Genomic DNA, 23,526 nt, shown 5'->3' on the forward strand with positions numbered 1-23,526 from the left:
ACGACGATGGCCACAACGCTGAAGCCGAAAGATGCACCGGATTTGGGTTCGTTTGATTGGGAGGACCCGTTCAGGCTGGAGGATCAACTGAGCGAGGACGAGCGGATGCTGCGCGACGCCGCGCGTGCCTATGCCCAGGACAAGCTGCAGCCGCGCGTCATTGCTGCCTATCGCGACGAGACCAGCGATCCGGCGATTTTCCGCGAGATGGGCGATATGGGGCTGCTGGGGGTGACGGTGCCCGAGGAATATGGCGGATTGGGTGCGGGCTATGTCAGCTATGGCCTGATTGCACGCGAGGTCGAGCGCGTGGATAGCGGCTATCGCAGCATGATGTCGGTGCAAAGCTCGCTGGTGATGTATCCGATCTATGCCTATGGCTCGGAAGAGCAGCGGCAGAAATATCTGCCAAAGCTGGCATCGGGTGAGTGGATCGGCTGCTTTGGCCTGACCGAGCCGGATGCGGGATCTGATCCGGGCGGGATGAAGACGGTCGCGAAGAAGACGGCGAACGGCTATGTGCTGAATGGCGCCAAGATGTGGATATCCAACGCGCCGATCGCGGATGTGTTTGTCGTCTGGGCAAAATCCGAGGCGCATGGCGGCAAGATCCGCGGCTTCGTTCTGGACAAGGGTACAAAGGGTCTTTCTGCGCCCAAGATCGGTGGCAAGCTGTCCTTGCGCGCCAGCATCACCGGCGAGATCGTGATGGACGGCGTCGAGGTCGGCGAAGACGCACTGCTGCCCAATGTCGAGGGTCTGAAGGGGCCGTTTGGCTGTCTGAACCGGGCGCGCTATGGCATTTCCTGGGGTGTTATGGGTGCGGCCGAATTCTGTCTGCATGCCGCGCGGCAATACGGGCTGGATCGTCAGCAATTTGGTAAGCCTTTGGCGCAGACCCAGCTGCATCAGTTGAAGCTTGCAAATATGCTGACCGAAATTGCGCTAGGACTGCAGGGGTCGCTGCGGGTCGGGCGGCTGCTGGACGAGGCCAGGGCGGCGCCCGAGATGATCTCGGTGGTCAAGCGCAACAACTGCGGCAAGGCGCTGGAGATCGCGCGATGGGCGCGTGACATGCATGGCGGCAACGGTATTTCCGAGGAATATCAGGTGATGCGCCATATGGCGAACCTGGAAACCGTGAACACCTATGAGGGCACGCATGATGTTCATGCGCTGATCCTTGGACGTGCGATCACTGGATTGCAGGCGTTCTTTTGATATGCGTCCCGCGACAGCCGGGGGGCTTTGCGCCCCCCGGACCCCCCGCGGGATATTTTCATGAAGAAGAAAGGCCACGCCCTGGCGCAGCCTTTGATCGTCTGGTGTGATGTTCGAGTGCGAGCGGCCCTTAGACGCCGTCGCCGACGAAAGCCTTTTCGACGACGAATTGCTTGGGGTCGGAATTGGCGCCTTCTTCTAGGCCGAAGCCTTCCAGCACGGCTTTTACATCGACGTTGAAGGCGAGGCTGCCGCAGATCATGGCGCGGTCGTTTTCGACCGACATCGGTGGCAGATTCAGGTCCTCGAAGACCTTGCCTGAGGTCATGTTATCGGTGATGCGGCCCATCAGCGGCGAATTTTCACGCGTCGTCGTGGGATAATAGAGCAGGCGCGAGGCGAATTCCTCGCCGTAGATTTCGCCCAGCAGCGGATCGTTTTTCAGGTTTTCGACCAGTTCACGACCGTAGTTCAGCTCATCCGCGTTACGGCAGGTATGCATCATCACGACCTGTTCGTAGCGCTCGTAGGTTTCGGGATCGCGCATCAGGCTGGCGAAAGGTGCAATGCCGGTGCCCGTGGCCAGGAACCACAGGCGCTTGCCAGGCAGCAGCGCGTCAAGGACGAGCGTGCCCACGGGTTTGGGGCGCAGGATGATCTCGTCGCCCGGCTGGATATGTTGCAGTTTCGAGGTCAGCGGGCCGTCCTGGACCTTGATGGAATAGAATTCCAATTCGTCATCCCAATTGGGCGAGGCGATGGAATAGGCCCGCAACAGCGGCTTGCCGTTATCGCCCAACAGACCGATCATCACGAACTCGCCCGAACGAAAGCGCAGGCTGGCCGGGCGCGTGACCCGGAACGAGAACAGCTTGTCGTTCCAGTGCTTCACGGCCGTCACGGTCTGTGCATCGGGCAGCAGTTTTGCGGGTTTATCGGCGGCGGTGGCGTCGTTCACGGTAAGGTCCAGCGTCATATTCTGTCTTTCTCATGTCTCTATGGCATGCGGGCGGTGGGTAAAAGCCCCGCCTCAGCCCGCCAGACTGTCGCGATGGTTCCAGTCCTGCCAGTCGGCGCGGGCAAGCCATTGCTCTTGTGGTTGGCGGGCGGCCAGTTCGGCGGGGATCTCGACCTCGTCAAAGCCCACGCGGCGGGCCATGGCATATTGATCGGCGATCAGCTTGCCGGTCGCGCGCAACTGGCCTGTGTAGCCAAGCGCGCGCAGGCGGCGTGCCAGCGAAAAGCCGCGACCATCGGTCATGGCGGGGAAGTCGATGGCGACCAGCCCGCGATGCAGGTGATCGACCAGTTGTTCGGGGTCGGTATCGGGGGCCAGCAGCACCTCGGGTGCGTTGCCGGCGGGGTGAAAGCCGTCGTCGCGGACGATGATCACGTCGCTCATGCCGGAACCTTTCCGCGGACCATGCGCCCGCCAATGAAGTGGATGCCGCATTCGGTCTTGGCGCTGCCGCGCCAGCGCCCGGCGCGCGGGTCCTCGCCCGGTTTCACCGGCGAGGTGCAGGGCGCGCAGCCGATCGAGGGATAGCCCTTGGCGACCAGCGGGTGCCGGGGCAGATTGTTTTCGGCCATGTATTCCTGCACATCCTCGCTGCGCCAATGGGCCAGCGGGTTGATGCGCAGGCGCGAGGGCTCTTCGGGTTCAAAGAACTCCAACTCGGTCCGCTGACCGCCCTGAAAGCGTTTGCGCCCGGTGATCCATGCGTCATAGCCCGACAGTGCGCGCTCTAGCGGCACGGTCTTGCGAAAGTCGCAGCAGGCATCGGTGTTGAACTGATGCAATGTGCCATCGGGGTCCTTGCTGGCGATTTCGGCGTCGGTCGCGCCGATCATCTGCACATTGGTCAGGCCCAGTTTGGCCGCCACCTCGCGCTGGTAGTCCAGCGTTTCGGGAAACAGCATCTGCGTGTCGATGAACAGCACCGGCAGGCCGGGCGCCACGACGCTGACCATATGCAGCAAAACCACCGATTCCGCACCGAACGATGACACGAGCGATACGCGCCCCAGGTCGGGGTCGCCCACGGCGCGGCGCAGAACCTCGGTCGCGGCGTGATGCCGATACCGATCGTTCAGCCGCGCTGCGCGGCTGTCCAATGTGCCATCAAGCATTGACCGTCTCCGGGTACAGCGCGGCTTTGAACGGCGCCACGCCAAGGCGGCGGTACGCATCGATGAACGGCTCATGCTCGTCTTCGCGCAGGTCCAGATAGGCGCGCATCACGCGGTCGATGGCGGGCACGACCTCTTCTGCGGGGAAGCCGGCGCCGGCGCGCTGGCCAATGGCCGGGACGTCGAAGCCGTCGCCGCCAAGCGTGATCTGGTAGTTCTCGGCGCCGGCGCGGTCCAGGCCCAGGATGCCGATATGGCCCAGGTGGTGATGGCCGCAGGCGTTGATGCAGCCCGAGATGCGGATCTTCATCTGGCCGATCTCGTCCTCCAGCCCCTCGGCACGGAAGTGATCGGCAATGTCCTGCGCGATCGGGATCGAGCGTGCGGTCGCCAGCGTGCAGTAATCCATGCCGGGGCAGGCAATGATATCACTGGTCTTGCCGGCATTGGCGGTGGCCAGCCCGACAGGCAGCAGCGCGTCATAGAGCGCCGGCAGGTCCGACTTATGCACATGCGGCAGCACGATGTTCTGGTCATGGCTGATGCGCAGATCGCCGTGGCCGTATTGTTCAGCCAGATCGGCCAGCAGGCGCATCTGTTCGGCCGAGGCATCGCCGGGCGTCTGGCCGGGTGCCTTCAGCGTCACGGTCACGCTGGTATAGCCGGGCGCGCGGTGCGGGTGCAGGTTGGTGTCGGTCCAGCTGCGGAAGGCCGGGCGGGCGGCAAGTGCGGCGTCGTAGACGTCGGTCGGCGCATTGCGGAACGTCGGCGCGACAAAGCGTGCGCGGAACCGGTCCAGCTCTTCCTGATCGACACCGCTGAACTGTGCGCGACGGCGCTGGAATTCATCCTCGGTCTCGGCGCGGAACACGTCGATGCCGCGTTCGGCCACGGTGATCTTGATGCGGGCCTTGTATTTGTTGTCGCGGCGACCCGACAGATTGTAGGTGGCGATGATCGCCTCCAGATAGGGCAGCAGATCGTCTTCCGGCAGAAAGTCACGGATGACCACGCCCAGCATCGGAGTGCGCCCAAGGCCGCCACCGACATAGACCTGAAAGCCCAGCTGGCCGTCCTGTTCGACCATGCGCAGGCCGATGTCATGCGCCGTGACCAGCGCGCGGTCGCGCTTGCCTGCGGAAATCGCGATTTTGAACTTGCGCGGCAGGAACTGGTATTCCGCGTGATCGGTCGACCATTTGCGGATCAGCTCGGCGTAGGGACGGGGGTCCAGCAACTCATCCGCGGCGGCGCCTGCGAACACGTCGGTCGTGGTGTTGCGGATGGTGTTGCCCGAGGTCTGGATGGCATGCATCCCGACAGCGGCCAGTGCGTCCAGCATATCGGGGATATCGACCAGCTTGGGCCAATTGTACTGGATGTTCTGGCGGGTGGTGAAATGGCCGTAGCCCTTGTCCCATTTCTGGGCCAGCAGGGCCAGCGTGCGCATCTGATCGGGGCTGATCGTGCCGTAGGGAATCGCCACGCGCAGCATATAGGCGTGCAATTGCAGATACACGCCGTTCATCAGGCGCAGCGGACGGAATTCTTCCTCGGTCAGCGATCCGTCCAGACGACGCGCCACCTGTGCCCGAAACTGGGCCGAGCGGTGGCGGACATAGTCGGTATCAATGGGGCGGGCGTCAAACATGGCTAGCCTCTTTCTTGCCGGCCTGGATGCCGTGGAAATAATTCGAGGGGCCGCGCTGGCGGAACGCCTCGCGGAAATGGGTGGGCTCGGGGCCGTTGGGTCCGCGCCGTGCCTCGACCAGATAGGGGCCGACGACGATATTGGCCTGACCGATGGCTTTCAGCATGGCCAGTTCGGCGATTGCCTCATCCTCGAACACGGTTGCCAGGGCAGGATCACCGGTCCAGCCATCTTCGCACATCCACACGTTATGACCTTCGCGCAGGTCATTTGCGGTGATGACGCCGGGCTTGGCGGCGGTCGGAGTGAAGGCTTTGCTCATCTGTCTGCCCTTTCGGTGGATGTGCTCAATATAGAATTTTGTTCTGGATTTTGGCAGGTGGGTCTGGGAAATAAGGACAAAACGGTCTTTGAGGTAAAAGTGGTGGAACACAATCCCGGCAATGCCGCAGCTGCACAAACGCCTGTCCGGTTGGACGAGGTGGATCGCAAAATCCTGTCCCTGCTGCAAGAGGATGCCAGCCTGTCGCTGGACCAGATTGCGGACCGGGTCGGGGCCTCCAAGACCCCGGTCTGGAACCGAATCCGCAAGCTGCGCGAGGGCGGCGTGATCCGTCGTCAGGTGGCGATTCTGGACCCCGAAGCCCTGGGGCTGGAGGCGTGCTTTTTCGTGCTGGTCCGCACCGCCGAGCATGACAAGGACTGGGCCGCGCGGTTCCTCAAGGCGCTGCGCGAGCGCCCCGAAGTGATCGAGGCGCACCGGCTGGCTGGGGATATCGATTATATCCTGAAGGTGCAGGTAAGGAACGCCCGCGCCTATGACCGGTTCTACCAGTCGCTGATCGCGGAGGTAAAAATCCACAACGTCACCGCGCTGTTGTCGATGGAGGAGGTCAAGCATTCGACCGCGCTTCCCATCCCGGATGCAGCGGGCTAGGTTTCGGGAAACGGAGGGACCATGTCCGACGGATATATCATCTGGCACAACCCAAGATGCTCGACCTCGCGCTTTGTCTTGAATGCGCTGCGCGAGGCGGGGCTGGACCCGGTCGTGCGGGATTACCAGAAGGACCCACCATCTCAGGCCGAACTGCGCGATCTGTTGGCGGTGTCGGGGCTTGAGGCGCGCGATCTGTTGCGCAGCAAGGATGCGCCCGACGAGGTGAGGGCGCAGGATGGCGATGCCTTGCTGGCGACGCTGGCAGATGTACCCAAGCTTGTCGAACGGCCGGTGGTCTTTACGCCCAAGGGCGCATGGCTGTGCCGACCCAAGGAAAAGGTGTTCGATCTGCTGCCAGAGGGAACGGGTAACTGATGCGGCTGCGCAAACTTCCCGATCCTGATAACCTGCCTGCGCTGGAGGCGCAGCGGTTCAACATCGATCCGGGTGCGGGGATGGGATTGGTTGATGACCCGATCAGGGTGCTCTTGCTTTTTGGCAGCCTGCGCGACCACAGTTACTCTCGTTTCGCCGCCGAAGAGGGCGCGCGTCTGTTGCGCAAGATGGGGGCCGAGATCCGCATCTTCGATCCCTCTGACCTGCCCTTTCCCGACCAGCATGACGACGGTCACCCCGCCATCGCCGAGTTGCGAGAACACGCCATCTGGTCGGATGCCATGGTCTGGTCCACGCCCGAAACCCACGGGCAGATGTCAGGTCTGATGAAATCACAGATCGACCATATCCCGCTATCCATCGGTTCGGTCCGACCGACGCAGGGGCGTGTGCTGGCGCTGATGCAGGTCAATGGCGGTAGCCAAAGCTTTAATGCCTTGAACAATATGCGTATTCTTGGCCGCTGGATGCGGATGCTGACGATTCCAAACCAATCGTCGATCGCCCGCGCCTATCAGGAATTCGACGAACACGGCCGGATGCGCGCATCAGATTATTACGAGCGGATCGTCGATGTGATGGAAGAATTGATGCGCTTTGCCATCCTGACCCGCCCGCATCGCGCGCAGCTGGTGGATCGCTATTCGGAACGGCGGATGGCAGATAGCGCCGAGACCATCCGGCAAAAGATGTGACAGAAATGCGCGCCGCCCCATACGGGGCGACGCGCGGATTTTGGTCGAACGTTCTGCCGGTCAGGGCTGGATCTGCCCGTAATCCAGCATCATGTAACGCGCGGGCTCGTTCTTCTTTTCGTTGCCCTCATCGCTCATGATCAGCAGCCGCGGTTCGCCGTCGACGGTGATCGAGTCGATCGATTCCACGTTGTTGAGGTTGATGATGTCGGGCAGTGCAATCGGGTCCGGCTGATCCTCGGGGTTGCCGGTCCAGGCCCAAAGCTGCGAATGACGGTTGTCGTCATAGCCCTCGATCTCGTTCACGATCAGAAAGCTGCGCAGAACAGGGTCATAGCTGAGTGCGCGGATACCGCCATCTTGCAGGTCCAGCAGGATCGGCTCTGCGAAATCAGGGGCAGCGCCGTTATCAAAAACCTCGTTCGGATTGCGGATCACGACGATGATCGAACTTTCCTCTGCCAGAGGCGAACGCAGCCCGACATAAAGATGTTCGCTGCCACTCAGATAGGCCAGGCCCTCGATGTTCAGATCGTCGAATTCAATATCCTTGCCGGTTACTTCCTTCAACGAATCCTTGATAACCGCTGATTCTGACAGCGCGGCCCTTAGATCGCCATAGTTCCGCACCTCGCCGACACTGCCGCCCGACACGCGAAAGCGCAGCAATTGCTCGCGTTCGGGGCGGCGTTCACCCTTGTTGGTCAAGGAATGCGAGGTCGTGGCATAAATCCGGTCCTGATCGTCGATCGACAGCCCTTCCAGATCGTTCAACTGTCGGCCAAAACCCCGCATCATCTTGACGCCCGTGGCACGGTCTTCGGTCAGGCTGCCATCCTCGGCGACGCTCAGCAGCGCGATGGCGCGGTCGGGCTCGTCCTCGACCACCAGGATGCGCCCGTCGGGCAATTGCTGCACCGCCGAGGGTTCATACACCCCCTGGAACTCGCCGATGCCCAAGCTGCGCAGCCGCACCTGATTGCCGTTGTTATCAGCACTGCCGATCAGCCCGACCGAGAATTTCAGCCCGACGAAGGTGATCAATGTCGCCAGCAGCCCCCAACGGAACGCGGTATAGGACAGGTTCAACAGGCGAAACTTGCGGTCGGTCACCGTGCCCAGCCAATAAAGATGGTCACTCATGTTGAAATAGACGCGTTCCCGGTCGCGCATCAGTTCCTGCATCCGCACCCAATGTTCTTCGCGGGTCAGGCGCACGCGATCCTCGTAGATCAGCAGATTGACGCTGTCGCCCTGGTCGGGCTTGCTCGCCTGCAAGACGCGGTCGCGGAGGTCGCGAAAGCCGGCCCTGCGGTGCCAGAAATCACACATCCAGCCCCTGATCGCGCCAAACAAATCGGCGCGTTCCGGCGAGGCGGCCATCAGCGCAAAGACGATCGAGGTCGCTGCTGTGAACAGGAAAACCCCTGCCGGCAGCAGGAATGCGGGTGACGAGGCAAAGATGAACGCACCCGAGATCATCAGCGCAGAGATGATAAAGCCGTTCAGCGAAATCATGATATTGGCCTTGGTCGCGGCCAGCGCGATGGTGTCCAACTCGGCCCGATAGGCGTTGCGGTACATGGTTTCGACCGCCTTGTTGCTGCCAAGGGCTTCGGGCTCGTCCTTTGCCTTTTTCTTCTTTTTCTTCTTTTCTTTCTTCGTCAGCCCAGCCTGATCCGCCGTTGCATCTTCGGTGTCGGTGCTCACGGTCGGATCAAGCACTGCCTCTGCGCTGGAATCATCGCCGGGCTGCTGATCCTTGGCTTTGTTCTTTTTCTTGTCCATCTGTTATGTCCAATCCTCTTGCGGCGCGGATCGCGGGGATTTCGCGCCGTCTTCGGCATGTGTCATCAAACCGACAACGAACCGTCACAGTTATTATTCCCGGCATACCGCGAATTTATGGGAACGGTCCAGAAAACGAACGCAAAGCAACCGCGATGGGCCGTCTCCGGCACAAGCGGCGCGTCGGGATGGTCTGCGGATAAAAAGAGTGGGCTGGCTATTCGTCGACGACGTTCAGGATCTGCGGCAGCGCGGGGCAAGGCAAAAGCTGGTTCTTGGCGACGTCGGCAAGTGTATGGTTGTGCAGGAACACATAGACATGCGCCGACAGGCTTTCCCACAGCCGGTTCGACAGTGTCTGCGCGCGAGAACCCGAAATCCCGCCCGAGGCGCCCGCGCCGATATGCATGGCGCTGACGGTCTCATCCACCGCCTCGAGAATTTCTGCAACGCGGATCGTCTCCGGGGTGCGACCCAGTTTGTATCCGCCGCCCGGTCCGCGAACGCTGTCGACCAGACCGGCACGGCGCAGGCGGACGAAAAGCTGTTCCAGATAGGCCAGCGAGATATCCTGCCGTTCGGCAATCTCGGCCAACGAGGTCAGCTGATCCGGCTTGGCGATGGCCAGGTCGGTGAGCGCAATGATCGCATAGCGGCCCTTGGTCGATAGCTTCATGCCGGTCCTCTCCCCTTTTTTCGCCGAAGGCCGCGTTTTCTTGACGGGTGATACGACGCTGCGCTATGCCGCAAGCGCCAGTTCTTGCGCTTTGTGTAGTTGCGCACCAGATATTGTGATCTAGAGCCCGACCGCGTTTGCGTCAAGAAATCCCTGTTCCCGAAGGAAGCCCATGCCCGAGTTGATTTTTCCCGGCCCCGAAGGCCGACTGGAAGGCCGTTATCACCCTCAGCCCGGAAAGCCCGACGCGCCCATCGCCATCGTGCTGCATCCGCATCCGCAATATGGCGGGACGATGAATAACCGCGTTGTCTATAATTTGCATTATGCGTTTTATAACATGGGCTTCACCGTCATGCGGTTCAATTTCCGCGGGGTTGGCCGGTCACAGGGCGAGTTTGATCAGGGCATTGGCGAATTGTCGGACGCCGCCTCGGCGCTGGATTACCTGCAGGCGATGAACCCGAATTCCAAGCATTGCTGGGTGGCCGGGTTCAGTTTTGGCGCCTGGATCGGGATGCAGCTTTTGATGCGCCGGCCAGAGATCACGGGCTTCATCAGCGTGGCCCCTCAGGCCAATGTCTATGATTTCAGCTTTCTGGCGCCGTGCCCGTCCTCTGGGCTGATCGTCAATGGCACCGCCGACCGGGTGGCGCCGCCGAAGGATACGCATACGCTGGTCTCCAAGCTGGGCGAGCAGAAGGGCATCACCGTGACCCACGAGGAAATCGAGGGCGCCGATCACTTCTTCCGCGATGACGAGGCGCATATGAAGCCGATGATCGATCTGGTGCAGACCTATGTGCGCAGGCGACTGACCGAGACCACACGATGAACGGCCAGGCCGGGGCGCTGTTTTCAGCGACCCGGCTTGCGCGACTGATGCCAGCATGACCACCCAGAACGATCAGGACGAGGCGGAAACCGGCAGGCTCGCCCGCGCCATGGCATTTCTGAACGAGGCTGACCGGCTCAAGGCGGTCGATCGGGCGAATGTCCTGTTGGATCTGTCGCGACCCGAGAACAGCGCCGAACACAGCTGGCATGTGGCGCTGTGGGCGCTGGTCTTTGGCGGCTCTGATCGAGCCATCGCAATGCTGTTGCTGCATGATCTGGTCGAAATCGACGCCGGCGATCACCCCATTCACCTTGGCCATGACCCCGACCTCCTTGCCATGACAGAGGCGCGCGCGGCGGAACGGATCATGGGACTGTCTGCGGATGGCCAGGCCCTGCTGGCGCTGTGGTGTGAATTTGACGCGGGCGAGACGCAGGATGCAGCCATCGCCAAGCGTATTGATCACGGGCAGCCCTTGTTTCAGGTGCTGATGGCCGCGGCGCCCTTGCCGGATCATGTGGACATCGCCCGTGCCAACCTGTCGGGCGGCCGTGCGGCCCGGCTGCGCCACGAGTGGCCAGAGCTGATCGATGCGGCCGAGGCGATGCTGGCTCATGAGCCCTTGCCGGGCTCCGATCTTGTGCGGCGCTTGCTTTTCCTCGCCGAGGCGGATCAGCTGAAATCGGTCTATCGCGCCAACCGGCTGATTGACGATTCCCGCGCCGAGAACAGCGCCGAGCATAGCTGGCACCTCGCGCTATACGCGCTGATCCTGGCCGATCAAGCCGGTGCCGGCGTTAATATCGGTCGGGTCATCCGCATGTTGCTGATACATGATCTCGTCGAGATCGACGTCGGTGACGTGCCGCTGCATTCAGCACAGGGTCAGGCCCATGGTTCGGCTGAGATCCAGGCTGCCGAGGCACAGGCGGCGCGGCGGATCTTTGGCATGCTACCGGCAGGGCAGGGCGCTGAATTGCTGGCACTGTGGCAAGAGTTCGAGGCCGCGGAAAGCCCCGATGCGGTGTTTGCCAAGGCGCTCGACCGGGCTCAGCCGGTGATGCAGAATCTGCGTTCTGGCGGCGCGGGATGGGTCGACTATGGGGTCAGCCTTGCTGATATCGAAGCCCGCGTCGGCACCAAGGTCAGCCGCGGCGCGCCCGCGCTGTGGGCGCATCTGCATCACGAGTTGCGCGACCATTTCAACCAGCGCTGATCCGGACCTGGCCCGAATAGGTCAGGACACCAGCGGATGGTCGTTGCGGATGTGCCGGTCAACCAGTCTGTCCACCCGACGGCCTGCCGGGATCAGCCGGGCCGAAGGCGGTGCGTCATCGTTCTCCAAGGCGGGAAAGAGCGCGAGGATCTCATCGACTGCTTGCTGGCCAAGCGCCGCAACCGCCATCTTGCCCAGATAGAGCGATTCGGTCTCGGCCCCGTTCGACAAGACGATTTCGTGGTCAGCGAACATGAGATGGACATAGCTGACTGCTTCGCAGCTATCGTCGATTTCGATGCCCGGCAGCTCTGTCAGCCGTTTTGCCGCAACCAGAATCTCGGCGCAGCCGAACATACGGATCGCGATAGCTGACCTTACCAATACGCGATGCTGGGGTGAGACGATCAGATCGCGGTCAGGCATGCCCTTGCCCAATGCGCCGGCGCTGATGCGGATCGGGCGCCATGCCTCATGGGCCACCAGATCCGACGCCGTTATCCGGCGGATCCCGCACCACTTGATCGGCTGAAAGCCATGATCCCGGGTCCAGATCCGGTCGCCCGGCTGCAAGGTTTCTGCCGCGCGGTCGCCCGCATCCGTGCGAATCAGCGTCCCCGCTGTAAAGCATGGTACGAACCCGGCCACATCATACCGATCAGTATAAACATGTGTATATTGGGTGACGTAGTTACTTTGCCCGGTCGGGAACACGACGCTGACGATGGGATAAGTGGTGACGCCCGCCACTTCGCCGGCTTCGCCGCCCGACAGGGGCGGGGGCATCAGGAACGTATTGCCGCTGGTATCCTGAAACACACGCAGCGTCGTCGTGACGGTATCGGTCGTGCCGTCCGGTTGCAGGCGTGTAATTTCAACGTTGCGGACCCGGATGGTGCTGTCCACCTCCAGGTTGTAGGTTGTGCCATCCAGGGTGTAGCTGACCGTCTCTTGCGCGCCGGGCGCGTTGTTCAGCGCAATGACGCCGTCGCTGTTCGTGTCATTCATGGACACGTCGACGATGGCATCGTGCAGCGGATCTGCTTCGCCGCCATAGCTTCGCCCATTGATCAGCGAATAGGCGCGTTCAGCGTTCTGCGTATTTTCGTTCAGGTCCATATCGGCGAGATCGCCGATGAAAATCATCCGATAAACAGGCATTATGAAAACCAATCAACATTTACTGTGCCAGAACTATGTTTTTAATCTGCGCCTTAAACCGCAATTGCACAACTGTCTAAATCGCTAGAATTTGAGCTGTCGCAGGCGGCCAGGACAGCGCCCGGCCCGAAGGTGCAATTTCTGCATACAATTGCATACAAGCTTTCCATCCTGTCCGTTTCCGGCTATATCGCGCGCAAGCAAATCCCAATCGAAGGAAAGACTCATGTCGAAGATCAAGGTAGAGAACCCGGTCGTCGAGTTGGACGGCGATGAGATGACCCGGATCATCTGGGACTTCATCAAGCAAAAGCTGATCCTGCCCTATCTGGACATCGACCTGAAATATTACGATCTGGGCATCGAAGAGCGCGACAGCACTGATGACCAGATCACCGTCGATGCGGCCGAGGCGATCAAGCAATACGGCGTTGGCGTGAAATGCGCGACCATCACCCCAGACGAGGCCCGCGTCGAGGAATTCGGCCTGAAAAAGATGTGGCGCAGCCCCAATGGCACAATCCGCAACATCCTGGGCGGCGTGATTTTCCGCGAGCCGATCATCTGCAAGAACGTTCCGCGCCTGGTGCCGGGCTGGACCCAGCCCATCGTGGTCGGCCGTCACGCCTTTGGCGACCAGTATCGCGCAACCGATTTCCACTTTCCCGGCAAGGGCACGCTGACCATCAAGTTTGTTGGTGAAGACGGCGAAACGATCGAACACGAGGTCTATCAGTCACCCGGCGCTGGCGTCGCGATGGCCATGTATAACCTGGACGATTCGATCCGCGATTTTGCGCGCGCCAGCCTGAACTATGGTCTGCTGCGCAACTACCCGGTCTATCTGTCGACCAAGAACACGATCATGAAAGTCTATGACGGGCGCTTCAAGGATATCTTCCAGGAAATCTACGACGCCGAGTTCGCGGACGACTTCAAGAAAGCCGGCATCCATTACGAACACCGCCTGATCGACGACATGGTCGCATCGGCGCTGAAATGGTCGGGCGGCTATGTCTGGGCCTGCAAGAACTATGATGGCGACGTGCAGTCGGACATCGTGGCGCAAGGCTTTGGCTCGCTGGGTCTGATGACCTCGCAACTGATGACGCCAGATGGCAAGATCGTGGAGTCCGAGGCCGCGCATGGCACCGTGACCCGCCACTACCGCGAGCATCAGAAGGGCAACGCGACATCGACCAACTCTATCGCGTCGATCTTTGCCTGGACCGGCGGCCTCAAGCATCGTGCCAAACTGGACGGCAATGACAAGCTGATGGAATTTGCCGAGACGCTGGAAAAGGTCACCGTGCAGGCCGTGGAAGATGGCTTCATGACCAAGGACCTGGCGCTGCTGGTCGGGCCGGAACAGAAATGGCTGACCACGATGGGCTATCTGGAAAAGGTCGACGAATATCTGAACAAGGCGCTGAACTAACGCGTCGCGGAAGACAGGAAAGGCCGGGCGGTGACGCCCGGCCTTTTTCTTTGCTGAAATGCCGGCGCGATCAGTTCAGTTCAGCGACCGCATCGGCCAGCGTGCCTGTACTTTCCTGTGCCCAGTTGATCACGTCGTCCGGGACGTCTGTGACACCTTCATCGATGCGCGCCACGGCCTGAATTTCCAGAAGCCCCAGGCCAACCTCTGCCATGCAGGTGTTCGCTGCGAGGGTTTCCACCTTCACTGCGTGAAGGCAGCGCATGTCGAGCCCGTCCGGGGTGGTCGTGTCGGTTTTCTGAATGCTGCCAAGAATATTCGCTAGCTCGCCTTCATGAAACTCCGCCAGGTCCTGCAGCGGGCCTCCTTCGCCGGTGTAGATCACGATCTGCGTCGGGGTGTCCTCTGCGTCGCGATACATCGCTTTATAGGTGGTGTCCGGGCCGCTGACGCTGATGGTCTTCAGGCTGCGGTCGCCAAGTTCCTTCGGCAGGGCCTTTGCGAAGGGGGTGTCCTGCGGACGCACGTCTGCGCCCGACATATCCAGGGCCGGTATGTCGGCAGGGAACAGGGGTGCGTCGCCTTCTGCAGCCCCGGCCGATTCGGGCGCCTCGTGGATGCTGTCAACGAAAACGCCGGCCAGTTTCTGATCGCGTTCGACGATGTCGGCAGGCAATGCGTCGGCGTCGGGGTCAACCACCGCGCCCATCTGCAAACGGGCGGCGCGACCCCTGATTTCCGCCAGACAGACAGTATAGCCAAGTTCACCTTTGCGGCGGGTAAAGCAATCCATGGGCTCGCCCTGGGGGCTTTGGGTTTCGCTGGTGTTAACCGGTATTTCGCTGCCATCGCTGTAACGCTGCACATCGCGCAGAAGTACCGCGTCTATGCCGTCTTCTGGCAAGGGAAAAAGGCGGATCTGAACGTTGCGGGTGTTATCGTCGTTTCCGTATTCCGCAAAAACCGATCCCTTAGCCGGGTTCGTTTCCAGCTTTGATTGCGAAAGATCCTCAATCTGGCGCGGAAATCCGGAGGCGAAGGCATTCGTGAAAATGCCTTCAACTTTATTCGGGGGACCGGATTGCGCGGCCAGTGCTGTGGCCGAAAGCATCAATAGGGCTGCGCTGGTGATGGGAAAGCGATACATAAAAAGAACCTTTTTGTGACGTGCATATCGAACCAACGACGTCAGAAGGTCTCGGGTTTCAAGGTCGGTCCGGTCACAAGGGGGACCGCCAAAATCGGCGGATTTCTGCCGGTTGCCCCTGTCAGGAAAGCCAGATCGTCGGAAACGAGGGCGCTGAGTTTGCTATCTCGATTGCAATTTTCGCGCTGCATATGGTGAACTCATGAACCTGACGCCGCTCTGTCATTCAGGGCGCTTCGATGGTTCTGGCCCCCAGGGAACCTGTCGGGGCGTCCGTTGCAATTGCTGACTGCCGGCGCGCCGCGACGATTGGCACGAATGCAGGTGTCGCGATGCAGGACGCGCGTCTGATGGCTTTCCAGCACCGCCGCTTCGCGCTATCAGGCCGGTGTCACACTTAATGGAGCCGCCGATGAAAGCCGCCGTCATCACCTTTCCCGGATCGAATTGCGATCGTGATCTGGCCGTTGCGCTTGAACAGGCCGGGGCGCAGGTGGCCCGTGTGTGGCACAAGGATCAAAGCCTGCCTGACGGGACCGATCTGGTCGCGGTGCCGGGCGGCTTTTCCTATGGCGATTATCTGCGCTGCGGGGCCATCGCCTCGCATTCCCCGATTGCCGCCGCATTGCGCGAACATGCGGCGCGCGGCGGCTATGTTCTGGGCATCTGCAACGGCTTTCAGGTGCTGACCGAATTGCGCCTGCTGCCCGGCGCATTGATGCGCAATGCGGGGCTGGCCTATGTCTGCAAGCCCGTCGCCCTGCAGGTCGTCCGTGCCGATAGCAGCTTTACCCAGGGCTACACTCAGGGACAGCAGATCACCCTGCCGGTGGCCCATCATGACGGCAATTACCAGATCGACGCCGAAGGCCTGGCGCAGTTGCAGGGCGAGGACCGGATCGCCTTTCGCTATGCTGCCGGCGTGAACGGCTCGGTAGACGATATCGCGGGCGTCCTTTCGGCAAATCGTCGTGTGCTGGGAATGATGCCGCATCCCGAACGCGCGACCGATCCGGCCCTTGGTGGACGTGATGGCGCGGCGATGTTCAGCGCGCTGGCCGACAGGCTGGTTACGGCCTGACTTGAGCGCAGGGCAAACTGGCCTTAGATTGCCTCGATGCAAGGCAATTTGAGGGATACGCCGATTGGCAAGGGAATCTGACCCGGACGACCTGCCCCAAGGGGAGGCAGGCTCGCGCTTGCGCAACCCATGGTGGCTGCGTGCGGCGATTGCCCTGATCCTGATCACGGCAGCGGCGGTGATCTGGGTGACCAATGCCTGGCTGACCGAACGCTTTTCCGAAACCACGCGGGTGCGCCAGGAACTGCGCTCGGCCCTGTATATCGGCAATCTGCGCTCGGAATTGCAGCGCACGGCTGTGGTGCCGCTGCTGCTGGCGCGCGATCCCGCGCTGATCGGGTCGCTCAACGGGAATGATTACTCGACCACCTCGGCCCGCCTGATTGCCGCGCAAAAGGACATCAATGTCGCCTCGATCCGGCTGCTGGATGCGTCGGGACGTGTCGTGGGCGCGACCGACAGGCTGATGATCGGCAGCAACGAGGTCATGCGCCCCTATTTTGTCGAGGCAATGCGATCGCGCGATACGGTTTTCTCGGTCAGCCAGAATGCGGCTGGGGCCAATGAGTTCGTCTATTCGCGGGCTGTCGTGGCCGATGGCAAGGCCTTGGGTGTGATCGCTGTCGCGGCGGACCTGCTGCGCCTGGAACGATCATGGGCCAGTATCTCTGATGCGGTGGCCGTGCTGGACAGTAGCGGCACGATCATCCTGACGACAGAATCGCGCTGGCGCGGACTGACATTGCCCGAGGCGCTGCAGGTTCGTTCGGCCCCTTCGGCCATCGAGCGGGCCTATCAGGTCACGGCTGACTGGACCAATATGCCGCCCGATGCCTATGTCGGCGGCCGCGCGGTGATGCAGACCGAGTCGCGGGTCCCGTTCCGGGGGTGGCGGATGGTATCCTTCGCGACCTACGATTCCATCCGAGAGCGGGTGAATGCGGTGCTGGCGACCGAAATCATGGGATTCGCCATCCTGCTGGCCGCGACATTCTACATCCTTTCGCGCCGCGAGCGGTTCAAATCGGCGGCGGTCATGCGGGAATCGGCTGATTTGCGGGCGTTGAACAGCCGCCTGAAGGCTGAAATATCCGAAAGGGTCCGCGTGCAGCGCGAATTGCGGGTCGCCGAACAGACGATGCAGCAAAGCTCGAAATTGGCGGCACTGGGCGAGATGTCGGCAGGCGTCAGTCACGAATTGAACCAGCCGCTGGCAGCGATGAAAACCTATCTGGCCGGTGCGCGCCTGTTGCTGCAGCGCGGGCGCAGCGAAGAGGCAATGTCCAGTTTTCAGCGGATCGACGACCTGGTTGACCGGATGGGCGCCATCACGCGGCAGCTCAAAAGCTATGCCCGCAAGGGCGGCGAGGCGGTCGAGCCGGTGGATCTGCGCGCAAGTGTGTCAGCCGCACTGACCATGATGGAGCCGCAACTGCGCGGCAGCACGATCCGTGTCAGCAACAATATTCCGCGCGAAAAGATCATGGTTCTGGCCGACCGTGTCCGGTTGGAGCAGGTCATTATCAACCTGCTGCGCAACGCCGTCGATGCGGTGAAATCGCAGCGAGATCCGATGATCGATCTGACCGTCAGCGCGGGCTCTCGCGCGCATGTGTCCGTTCGCGATAACGGACCGGGTGTTGCTGATCTTGAAAAACTGTTTGAACCTTTCTGGACGACCAAGAAACCGGGCGAGGGCACCGGGCTTGGTCTTGCGATTTCTTCTGGTATCGTTTCCGATTTCGGGGGGCGTCTGACAGCACATAACGAAGCCGGTGGCGGCGCGGTCTTTGAGGTCGAATTGCCGCTTTTTGAACCCGGAACACGGCAGAGCAAGTCCGATCCAACGGACGGAACCAATCTGGCTGCCGAATGACACAAGCGATGCGAGGATAGCCATATGGCAACGAAACTGAAAATCGCGATCGTCGATGACGAGCCCGATATGCGCGAATCGATCAGCCAGTGGCTGGTGCTGTCTGGCTTCCAGACGGAAACCTTTGCCAGTGCCGAGGATGCGCTCAAGGTGATCGGGCCTGACTGGCCGGGCGTCGTGGTGACGGATATTCGGATGCCGGGCATGGATGGCATGGCGTTCCTGAAACGGCTGATGGGCATCGATTCGGGGCTGCCGGTCATCATGATCACGGGGCACGGGGATGTGCCAATGGCGGTCGAGGCGATGCGGATCGGCGCCATGGATTTCATGGAAAAGCCCTTCAACCCCGACCGCATGAGCGAACTGGCCAAAAAGGCGACGCAGTCGCGGCGCATGACGCTGGACAACCGTGCCCTGCGTCGGGATCTGTCCGAAGGGCAGCAGGTCATGTCCAAGCTGATCGGGACAAGCCCGGTGATGGAACGCCTGCGCGAGGATATTCTGGATCTGGGTCAGGCCGATGGCCACGTGCTGATCGACGGCGAGACCGGCACCGGCAAGACGCTGGTCGCCCACGCGCTGCATGCCGTCGGTCCGCGCGCGTCGAAGAAGTTCGTGCCGGTCTCTTGCGCGGCTTATAACGACGAGGCGCTGGCCGTTCGGCTGTTCGGCCCGATGGAAACCGGTGTCCCGGCCGTCGAAGAGGCTCGCGGCGGCACGCTGTGCCTTGAGGATATCGAGGCCCTGTCCGATCCGCTGCAGGCCCGTCTGCTGGCCTTTATCAGCGATCAGGGCAGCCCGGCCGAGACCCGCATCATCGCCATCTCGAACGCACGCGGCGAGGGTCGCAAGGCCGAGGATTCGCTGCGCCCCGATCTGTTCTACAGGTTGTCGGCGCTCAAGATCACCCTGCCGCCGCTGCGCGCGCGTGGCGAGGATATCCTGTCGCTGTTCACGCGCATGACCGAGCAGTTCTCAGAGGAATATGGCTGTGAGCCGCCACAGGTCAACGCGCAAGAGGCCGCCCAGCTGCTGCAGGCGCCATGGCCCGGCAATATCCGCCAGCTGATCAATGTGGCCGAGCGTGCCGTCTTGCAGAACCGGCGCGGTTCTGGGTCCATTGCGTCGCTGCTGATGGCCGATGGCGATGATAACCAGCAGGCCACGACGACCGAGGGCAAGCCGCTCAAGGAATATGTCGAGAGCTTCGAGAAAATGTTGATCGACAACACCATGCGTCGTCACAAGGGTTCCATTGCCGCGGTGATGGAGGAACTGTGCCTTCCACGCCGGACGCTGAACGAAAAGATGGCGAAATACGGGCTGCAACGGGGCGACTACCTCTAGGCGTCATCACCGATGCAGAACAAAGAAAAACGGCGGCCCTGGGGCCGCCGTTTCTTGTTGTGGGGGGGAAGGTCGGATCAGGCAAAGAGGAATTCGTCGCCCGACAAGGTAAGATCGTAGGTCGCTTCTGACCAGGCAGCCAGGTCGATATCAGCCGGCAATTCGCCACCGTCGCGTTCGAGGACGCCGAACAGGCCATCGCTCAGCGTGTCGGGCAGTTCACCGTTTTCGTCGAACCAGATAGCGAAGTTTTCGCTGTTGCCATCGCAATCGGTGACGATGACGCTTTTCAGGAAGTTGGCGCCGGGGACGTTCGGGTCAAGCGCGGCCACTGCTTCATTCAGTTCTGCAATATATGCATCAGGGTCTTCGCCCATCTCGGCGGGAACCGAGACGGTCACGACGTAGAAGGGGTCGCCATTGGTATCGCCGGGCCAACTGATGTCGTCGCCGTCAATGACCGGTGGAATATAATAGGCAAGCGTCACCTCGGTGATCTGGCTGTCCTGCATTGCGATCTTGCCGTCAACATTTTCGCCGTCGATCGGGCGATCGCACAGGTCCTCGGGCTCTGCCGGCGCGGTATAGGTGCCGGTATTGGCCATTTGCACGTTGGTCTTGCACCAGCCGTTGCCGGCCCAGCTGTTAAAGCCCAACTCGGCACCATCCAGATCGGACAAGCTGTCAATGCCCAGCTTGCTCATCGAGACAACCAGTTGGTCCCCGGTATTGTTGCCGTCATAGCCCCAGATAGAGCCGATGGTGGCGGTGAAATCAAAGCCATCCATACGGTCGCCATCGCTGTCGCGTCCGACCATCCAGTCAAGGACGTTGGCTGCATGATGCCGGCCGCCGTCATTGTTGATGTCCAGATAAAAGCCCGTCAGGTCGATTTTGCCGCCCGATGCGTCATAATCGAAGACAACATTGCCCTTGCCATCCAACGTTGCAACGACGTCGACGGTGGTCGCGCCCTTGCTCATGGTCCAGGTCACCTGCCCGGTTGCTGGCGTGGTAATATCCGTCACACTATTATCGCCGGTGTGATCTTTACCATTAGCGCCGTGATCGCGCCCGTCGCGGTCATTGCTGTGATTGTTACGATGGTCGTCGCGGTCATGGTCGCGGCGGTTTGAGTGCTTGTTGCCGTGCCTGAATCTACTCATTAAAATTCTCACTACTAGATGTGACGCTTTACAAAAGCAGGATTAATAGGCAGAAAACCGCCAATCAACCTATTCAAAAGGATAGGCATAAAATGCGATCAACACATTGATTTTATTTAATTTTATATCAGGGCCTCGCATGGGCTCTCGTTTTTAACACGTTAGGGTTGAGTGGAGTCGCCAATTGCGTGCGGTGCAAGAAAACGCTTCGGCGGAAGTTCGCCCCCGGCTGAAATTTCTCTGGTGAGCGAATGATCCGACCCAGTCACGCAGCGTGCGCAGGCACTTGCGATTAGGCGCTGCGGGGCGTAATTCGCTGCCAAACCGAAAGGTCGTGAGCATGAGTGATACACCCCGGAAAGACGTCCATCCCCGGACCGCTGCAGTCCATGCGGGCACGCGCCGCAGCCAATATGGCGAGATGGCCGAAGCAATTTTCCTGACGCAGGGCTTCGTCTACGACAGTGCCGAACAGGCCGAGGCGCGCTTTGTCGAGGCCGGCCCCGACGAATTCATCTATGCCCGCTACGGCAACCCGACCAGCCGCATGTTCGAGGAACGGATGGCCGCGCTGGAGGGTGCCGAGGACGCCTTTGCCACGGCCAGCGGCATGGCGGCTGTGAATGCGGCGCTGTTCTCGATCTGCGCGCCGGGTGATCATGTCGTGGCGGCCCGTGCGCTGTTCGGGTCCTGCCTATACGTGTTGGAGCTATTGGCGAAGTTCGGGGTCGAGGTCAGCTATGTCGATGGCACCGATCTGGACCAGTGGCGCACGGCGATCAGGCCCGATACCAAGGCTGTGTTCTACGAATCCATGTCGAACCCGACGCTCGAGGTGATCGACATGCAGGCGGTCTCTGATCTGGCGCATGCCGCCGGCGCGATCGTGGTGGTCGACAACGTCTTTACTACGCCGGTCTTTTCGCGCGCCGTCGCGTTGGGCGCCGATGTGGTTGTCTATTCCGCGACCAAGCATATCGACGGCGGCGGGCGCGCCCTTGCCGGTGTGATCTGCGGCACCCGCGACTATATTCGCAAGGTCGCCGAGCCCTATCTGAAACATACCGGCGGCGCGATCAGCCCGTTTCACAGCTGGGTCATGCTGAACGGCCTGACGACGATGGATCTGCGGGTCCGGGCACAGGCCGACAGCGCGCTGGCAATTGCAGCGGCGATGCAGGGCCATCCGGACCTGAGCCAGGTCATCTATCCGGGCCTTGCCGACCATCCTCAGCACGATCTGGCCATGGCGCAGATGGGCTCGGGCGGCACGATGATCGCATTGGAGTTGCGCGGCGGAAAACAGGCCGCCTTCAACGCGCTGAACCGCCTGCAATTGATCCGCATTTCCAACAATCTGGGCGATGCCAAGTCGATCATCACGCACCCGGCGACGACGACCCATCAGCGCCTGTCCGAGGAAGAGCGCGAGAGGCTGGGCATCACTCCCGGCCTGTTGCGCCTGTCAATCGGGCTGGAAGGCGCAGATGATCTGATCGCTGATTTGCGTCAGGCGCTTGGAAACTAGGGTTTTTCGCAGCCAAACCGGGCGATCACGGCGCTGACCAACGGTCGCGGGGACGTCCAGCCCGTCTTGCGCCTGTGCCCTCGGCTGTTCATCGCTTGCCACCGGCGCCACCCTGTCCCAAGCTTTTCCCGAATGGCGAAAGCAGTTTGGGGGCAAAATTCTGGCCCGGGGCTTTGGATTTTACATAAAAGTCCCTATATGCTGCCGGCACCCGCTGGAGGATTGCTGATGACCGAGAACCGCCCGATGATTCCGGCCTACCCGGCGCTTGCGCGCGATTATGACGCCGATTTCAAGGTCGATGTCGATTACAAGGCCGGTCTGCCCGATCTGCAGAACGGCCCTGCCAGCCTGATCGTGGGCGCGCACAAGCCGATCCAGCATGTGGGGATCTCGAACTTTCGCCTGCCGATCCGCTATGAGCGTCGTGATGGCGGTGATATGACGCTGGAAACCAGCGTCACCGGCACAGTCAGCCTCGAGGCCGACCGCAAGGGCATCAACATGTCGCGGATCATGCGGTCCTTTTATGAGCATGCTGAAAAGCAGTTCAGTCTCAAGGTGCTGGAAGCTGCGCTGAATGACTATCAGACCGATCTGGATGCGCTGGATGCGCGTATCCTCATGCGCCTGTCCTATCCTGTGCGCGTGGACAGCCTGCGGTCTGGCCTGTCCGGCTGGCAGTACTATGACATTGCGCTTGAGGTCGCGGAGCAGGCCGGTCAGCGGCTGCGGATTGTTCATTTCGACTATGTCTATTCCTCCACCTGCCCGTGTTCACTGGAACTGTCCGAACATGCGCGCGAGGATCGTGGCCGGCTGGCGACGCCGCATTCGCAGCGCTCCATCGCGCGGATTTCGGTGGTGATGAAGGGGCCGGAAAAGATCTGGTTCGAGGATATCGTCGATCTTTGCCGCCGCGCTGTGCCGACCGAGACGCAGGTCATGGTCAAGCGTGAGGACGAACAGGCCTTTGCCGAGTTGAACGCCTCGAACCCGATTTTCGTCGAGGACGCGGTACGCGCCTTTGCCCAGCAGCTGATGACCGACGATCGCTTTGGCGATTTTCGGATCGTGGCCAGCCATCAGGAATCGTTGCATTCCCATGACGCCGTCAGCGTGCTGACCGATGGCCCGACCTTTGCGCAGCATTCGCTTGATCCGTCGCTCTTTGCCGAACTGCGCGTGTAAAGTTTTGCTGCTCGGTTGCTGCGCCGTCGGCGCGGCG

At 61.0% G+C, this 23,526-nt stretch carries 22 protein-coding genes; 12 read left to right on the plus strand and 10 right to left on the minus strand.

The genetic code is table 11. From position 1 onward, the window contains the following. Nucleotides 1–6 precede the first annotated feature (6 nt). Complete coding sequence (locus tag CUV01_RS11205) at nucleotides 7–1,221, plus strand: acyl-CoA dehydrogenase (RefSeq protein WP_101460545.1); 1,215 nt, start codon at nucleotides 7–9, stop codon at nucleotides 1,219–1,221. 130 nt (nucleotides 1,222–1,351) lie between these two features. Here the strand turns inward: CUV01_RS11205 and CUV01_RS11210 are convergent, their stop codons facing one another. From CUV01_RS11210 to CUV01_RS11230, 5 genes are read right to left on the minus strand one after another with little or no spacing between them, the layout of a single operon-like run. Further along, entirely contained in the window at nucleotides 1,352–2,197 is an 846-nt protein-coding gene (locus CUV01_RS11210; RefSeq protein ID WP_101460546.1) for a ferredoxin--NADP reductase, read from the minus strand. 54 nt (nucleotides 2,198–2,251) lie between these two features. Further along, nucleotides 2,252–2,623 carry a DUF934 domain-containing protein gene (locus tag CUV01_RS11215; protein ID WP_101460547.1) on the minus strand — a complete coding sequence of 124 codons (372 nt, stop codon included), beginning with the start codon at nucleotides 2,621–2,623 and terminating at the stop codon, nucleotides 2,252–2,254. Continuing rightward, the gene (locus CUV01_RS11220) at nucleotides 2,620–3,351 is read right to left on the minus strand and encodes a phosphoadenylyl-sulfate reductase (RefSeq protein WP_101460548.1); all 732 of its coding nucleotides are present in this window, start codon (nucleotides 3,349–3,351) and stop codon (nucleotides 2,620–2,622) included. Before CUV01_RS11220 ends, CUV01_RS11215 begins: the two co-directional genes overlap by 4 nt. Then, the gene (locus CUV01_RS11225) at nucleotides 3,344–5,002 is read right to left on the minus strand and encodes a nitrite/sulfite reductase (RefSeq protein WP_101460549.1); all 1,659 of its coding nucleotides are present in this window, start codon (nucleotides 5,000–5,002) and stop codon (nucleotides 3,344–3,346) included. The genes CUV01_RS11220 and CUV01_RS11225 overlap by 8 nt, the downstream gene beginning before the upstream one ends. Further along, on the minus strand, nucleotides 4,995–5,324 hold the full coding sequence (locus CUV01_RS11230) for a DUF2849 domain-containing protein (RefSeq protein WP_101460550.1): 330 nt from the start codon (nucleotides 5,322–5,324) through the stop codon (nucleotides 4,995–4,997). Before CUV01_RS11230 ends, CUV01_RS11225 begins: the two co-directional genes overlap by 8 nt. 102 nt (nucleotides 5,325–5,426) lie before the next feature. Here CUV01_RS11230 and CUV01_RS11235 point away from each other — a divergent pair, with 102 nt between their 5' ends. Genes CUV01_RS11235 through arsH form a run of 3 tightly spaced genes read left to right on the plus strand, consistent with a single transcriptional unit; the run spans nucleotide 5,427 to nucleotide 7,033 of the window. Continuing rightward, nucleotides 5,427–5,939: an Lrp/AsnC family transcriptional regulator gene (locus tag CUV01_RS11235; RefSeq protein ID WP_101462037.1), complete on the plus strand. Its 513-nt coding sequence runs from the start codon at nucleotides 5,427–5,429 to the stop codon at nucleotides 5,937–5,939. A 21-nt stretch (nucleotides 5,940–5,960) separates the two neighbouring features. Then, nucleotides 5,961–6,317, plus strand: a complete 357-nt coding sequence (locus tag CUV01_RS11240) for an ArsC/Spx/MgsR family protein (RefSeq protein WP_101460551.1) — start codon at nucleotides 5,961–5,963, stop codon at nucleotides 6,315–6,317. Then, nucleotides 6,317–7,033 carry an arsenical resistance protein ArsH gene (gene arsH, locus CUV01_RS11245; protein ID WP_101460552.1) on the plus strand — a complete coding sequence of 239 codons (717 nt, stop codon included), beginning with the start codon at nucleotides 6,317–6,319 and terminating at the stop codon, nucleotides 7,031–7,033. Before CUV01_RS11240 ends, arsH begins: the two co-directional genes overlap by 1 nt. 60 nt (nucleotides 7,034–7,093) lie before the next feature. Here arsH and CUV01_RS11250 read toward each other — a convergent pair whose 3' ends face one another. Together CUV01_RS11250 and iscR are read right to left on the minus strand one after the other, a co-directional pair. Continuing rightward, nucleotides 7,094–8,821, minus strand: a complete 1,728-nt coding sequence (locus CUV01_RS11250) for a Pycsar system effector family protein (protein ID WP_101460553.1) — start codon at nucleotides 8,819–8,821, stop codon at nucleotides 7,094–7,096. Nucleotides 8,822–9,038: 217 nt separating this feature from the next. Then, nucleotides 9,039–9,497 (minus strand): Fe-S cluster assembly transcriptional regulator IscR, encoded by a 459-nt coding sequence (gene iscR / locus CUV01_RS11255; RefSeq protein ID WP_101460554.1) that lies wholly within the window; start codon nucleotides 9,495–9,497, stop codon nucleotides 9,039–9,041. Between the two features lie 172 nt (nucleotides 9,498–9,669). Here iscR and CUV01_RS11260 point away from each other — a divergent pair, with 172 nt between their 5' ends. Continuing rightward, on the plus strand, nucleotides 9,670–10,332 hold the full coding sequence (locus CUV01_RS11260; protein ID WP_101460555.1) for an alpha/beta hydrolase: 663 nt from the start codon (nucleotides 9,670–9,672) through the stop codon (nucleotides 10,330–10,332). 55 nt (nucleotides 10,333–10,387) lie between these two features. After that, nucleotides 10,388–11,551 carry an HD domain-containing protein gene (locus CUV01_RS11265; RefSeq protein WP_232962198.1) on the plus strand — a complete coding sequence of 388 codons (1,164 nt, stop codon included), beginning with the start codon at nucleotides 10,388–10,390 and terminating at the stop codon, nucleotides 11,549–11,551. A 21-nt stretch (nucleotides 11,552–11,572) separates the two neighbouring features. On the opposite strand, the gene CUV01_RS11270 is transcribed toward CUV01_RS11265, so the two are convergent. After that, nucleotides 11,573–12,712: a Hint domain-containing protein gene (locus CUV01_RS11270; protein ID WP_232962199.1), complete on the minus strand. Its 1,140-nt coding sequence runs from the start codon at nucleotides 12,710–12,712 to the stop codon at nucleotides 11,573–11,575. A gap of 226 nt (nucleotides 12,713–12,938) precedes the next feature. On the opposite strand from CUV01_RS11270, the gene CUV01_RS11275 reads away from it, so the two are divergent. Next, a complete protein-coding gene (locus CUV01_RS11275; RefSeq protein ID WP_101460556.1) occupies nucleotides 12,939–14,150 on the plus strand; it encodes an NADP-dependent isocitrate dehydrogenase in 1,212 nt (403 codons plus the stop codon). 70 nt (nucleotides 14,151–14,220) lie between these two features. Here the strand turns inward: CUV01_RS11275 and CUV01_RS11280 are convergent, their stop codons facing one another. Further along, a complete protein-coding gene (locus CUV01_RS11280) occupies nucleotides 14,221–15,297 on the minus strand; it encodes a hypothetical protein (protein WP_101460557.1) in 1,077 nt (358 codons plus the stop codon). A 412-nt stretch (nucleotides 15,298–15,709) separates the two neighbouring features. On the opposite strand from CUV01_RS11280, the gene purQ reads away from it, so the two are divergent. The 3 genes from purQ (at nucleotide 15,710) to CUV01_RS11295 (ending at nucleotide 19,604) form a co-directional block, all read left to right on the plus strand. Further along, on the plus strand, nucleotides 15,710–16,378 hold the full coding sequence (purQ, locus tag CUV01_RS11285) for a phosphoribosylformylglycinamidine synthase subunit PurQ (protein ID WP_101462040.1): 669 nt from the start codon (nucleotides 15,710–15,712) through the stop codon (nucleotides 16,376–16,378). 91 nt (nucleotides 16,379–16,469) lie between these two features. Beyond that, nucleotides 16,470–18,254, plus strand: coding sequence for a sensor histidine kinase (locus tag CUV01_RS11290; protein ID WP_422385878.1), 1,785 nt, complete (start codon nucleotides 16,470–16,472; stop codon nucleotides 18,252–18,254). A gap of 24 nt (nucleotides 18,255–18,278) precedes the next feature. After that, on the plus strand, nucleotides 18,279–19,604 hold the full coding sequence (locus CUV01_RS11295; RefSeq protein WP_101460558.1) for a sigma-54-dependent transcriptional regulator: 1,326 nt from the start codon (nucleotides 18,279–18,281) through the stop codon (nucleotides 19,602–19,604). Nucleotides 19,605–19,681: 77 nt separating this feature from the next. On the opposite strand, the gene CUV01_RS11300 is transcribed toward CUV01_RS11295, so the two are convergent. Beyond that, nucleotides 19,682–20,770, minus strand: a complete 1,089-nt coding sequence (locus tag CUV01_RS11300) for a hypothetical protein (RefSeq protein ID WP_157994835.1) — start codon at nucleotides 20,768–20,770, stop codon at nucleotides 19,682–19,684. A 340-nt stretch (nucleotides 20,771–21,110) separates the two neighbouring features. On the opposite strand from CUV01_RS11300, the gene metZ reads away from it, so the two are divergent. Both metZ and folE2 read left to right on the plus strand, forming a co-directional pair. Further along, nucleotides 21,111–22,298 (plus strand): O-succinylhomoserine sulfhydrylase, encoded by a 1,188-nt coding sequence (metZ, locus tag CUV01_RS11305; RefSeq protein WP_101460560.1) that lies wholly within the window; start codon nucleotides 21,111–21,113, stop codon nucleotides 22,296–22,298. Between the two features lie 228 nt (nucleotides 22,299–22,526). Further along, nucleotides 22,527–23,489 (plus strand): GTP cyclohydrolase FolE2, encoded by a 963-nt coding sequence (gene folE2 / locus CUV01_RS11310; protein ID WP_101462042.1) that lies wholly within the window; start codon nucleotides 22,527–22,529, stop codon nucleotides 23,487–23,489. Nucleotides 23,490–23,526: the final 37 nt, after the last annotated feature.

The sequence above is a fragment of the Paracoccus tegillarcae genome (assembly GCF_002847305.1).
GTDB lineage: Bacteria > Pseudomonadota > Alphaproteobacteria > Rhodobacterales > Rhodobacteraceae > Paracoccus > Paracoccus tegillarcae.

Excerpts from the sequence above, each read along its gene's own strand:
- CUV01_RS11205 (WP_101460545.1), top strand. The coding sequence starts at position 7 with ATGGCCACAACGCTGAAGCCGAAAGATGCACCGGATTTGGGTTCGTTT.
- CUV01_RS11210 (WP_101460546.1), bottom strand. The coding sequence starts at position 2,197 with ATGACGCTGGACCTTACCGTGAACGACGCCACCGCCGCCGATAAACCC.
- CUV01_RS11215 (WP_101460547.1), bottom strand. The coding sequence starts at position 2,623 with ATGAGCGACGTGATCATCGTCCGCGACGACGGCTTTCACCCCGCCGGC.
- CUV01_RS11220 (WP_101460548.1), bottom strand. The coding sequence starts at position 3,351 with ATGCTTGATGGCACATTGGACAGCCGCGCAGCGCGGCTGAACGATCGG.
- CUV01_RS11225 (WP_101460549.1), bottom strand. The coding sequence starts at position 5,002 with ATGTTTGACGCCCGCCCCATTGATACCGACTATGTCCGCCACCGCTCG.
- CUV01_RS11230 (WP_101460550.1), bottom strand. The coding sequence starts at position 5,324 with ATGAGCAAAGCCTTCACTCCGACCGCCGCCAAGCCCGGCGTCATCACC.
- CUV01_RS11240 (WP_101460551.1), top strand. The coding sequence starts at position 5,961 with ATGTCCGACGGATATATCATCTGGCACAACCCAAGATGCTCGACCTCG.
- arsH (WP_101460552.1), top strand. The coding sequence starts at position 6,317 with ATGCGGCTGCGCAAACTTCCCGATCCTGATAACCTGCCTGCGCTGGAG.
- CUV01_RS11250 (WP_101460553.1), bottom strand. The coding sequence starts at position 8,821 with ATGGACAAGAAAAAGAACAAAGCCAAGGATCAGCAGCCCGGCGATGAT.
- iscR (WP_101460554.1), bottom strand. The coding sequence starts at position 9,497 with ATGAAGCTATCGACCAAGGGCCGCTATGCGATCATTGCGCTCACCGAC.
- CUV01_RS11260 (WP_101460555.1), top strand. The coding sequence starts at position 9,670 with ATGCCCGAGTTGATTTTTCCCGGCCCCGAAGGCCGACTGGAAGGCCGT.
- CUV01_RS11265 (WP_232962198.1), top strand. The coding sequence starts at position 10,388 with ATGACCACCCAGAACGATCAGGACGAGGCGGAAACCGGCAGGCTCGCC.
- CUV01_RS11270 (WP_232962199.1), bottom strand. The coding sequence starts at position 12,712 with ATGCCTGTTTATCGGATGATTTTCATCGGCGATCTCGCCGATATGGAC.
- CUV01_RS11275 (WP_101460556.1), top strand. The coding sequence starts at position 12,939 with ATGTCGAAGATCAAGGTAGAGAACCCGGTCGTCGAGTTGGACGGCGAT.
- CUV01_RS11280 (WP_101460557.1), bottom strand. The coding sequence starts at position 15,297 with ATGTATCGCTTTCCCATCACCAGCGCAGCCCTATTGATGCTTTCGGCC.
- purQ (WP_101462040.1), top strand. The coding sequence starts at position 15,710 with ATGAAAGCCGCCGTCATCACCTTTCCCGGATCGAATTGCGATCGTGAT.
- CUV01_RS11295 (WP_101460558.1), top strand. The coding sequence starts at position 18,279 with ATGGCAACGAAACTGAAAATCGCGATCGTCGATGACGAGCCCGATATG.
- CUV01_RS11300 (WP_157994835.1), bottom strand. The coding sequence starts at position 20,770 with ATGAGTAGATTCAGGCACGGCAACAAGCACTCAAACCGCCGCGACCAT.
- metZ (WP_101460560.1), top strand. The coding sequence starts at position 21,111 with ATGAGTGATACACCCCGGAAAGACGTCCATCCCCGGACCGCTGCAGTC.
- folE2 (WP_101462042.1), top strand. The coding sequence starts at position 22,527 with ATGACCGAGAACCGCCCGATGATTCCGGCCTACCCGGCGCTTGCGCGC.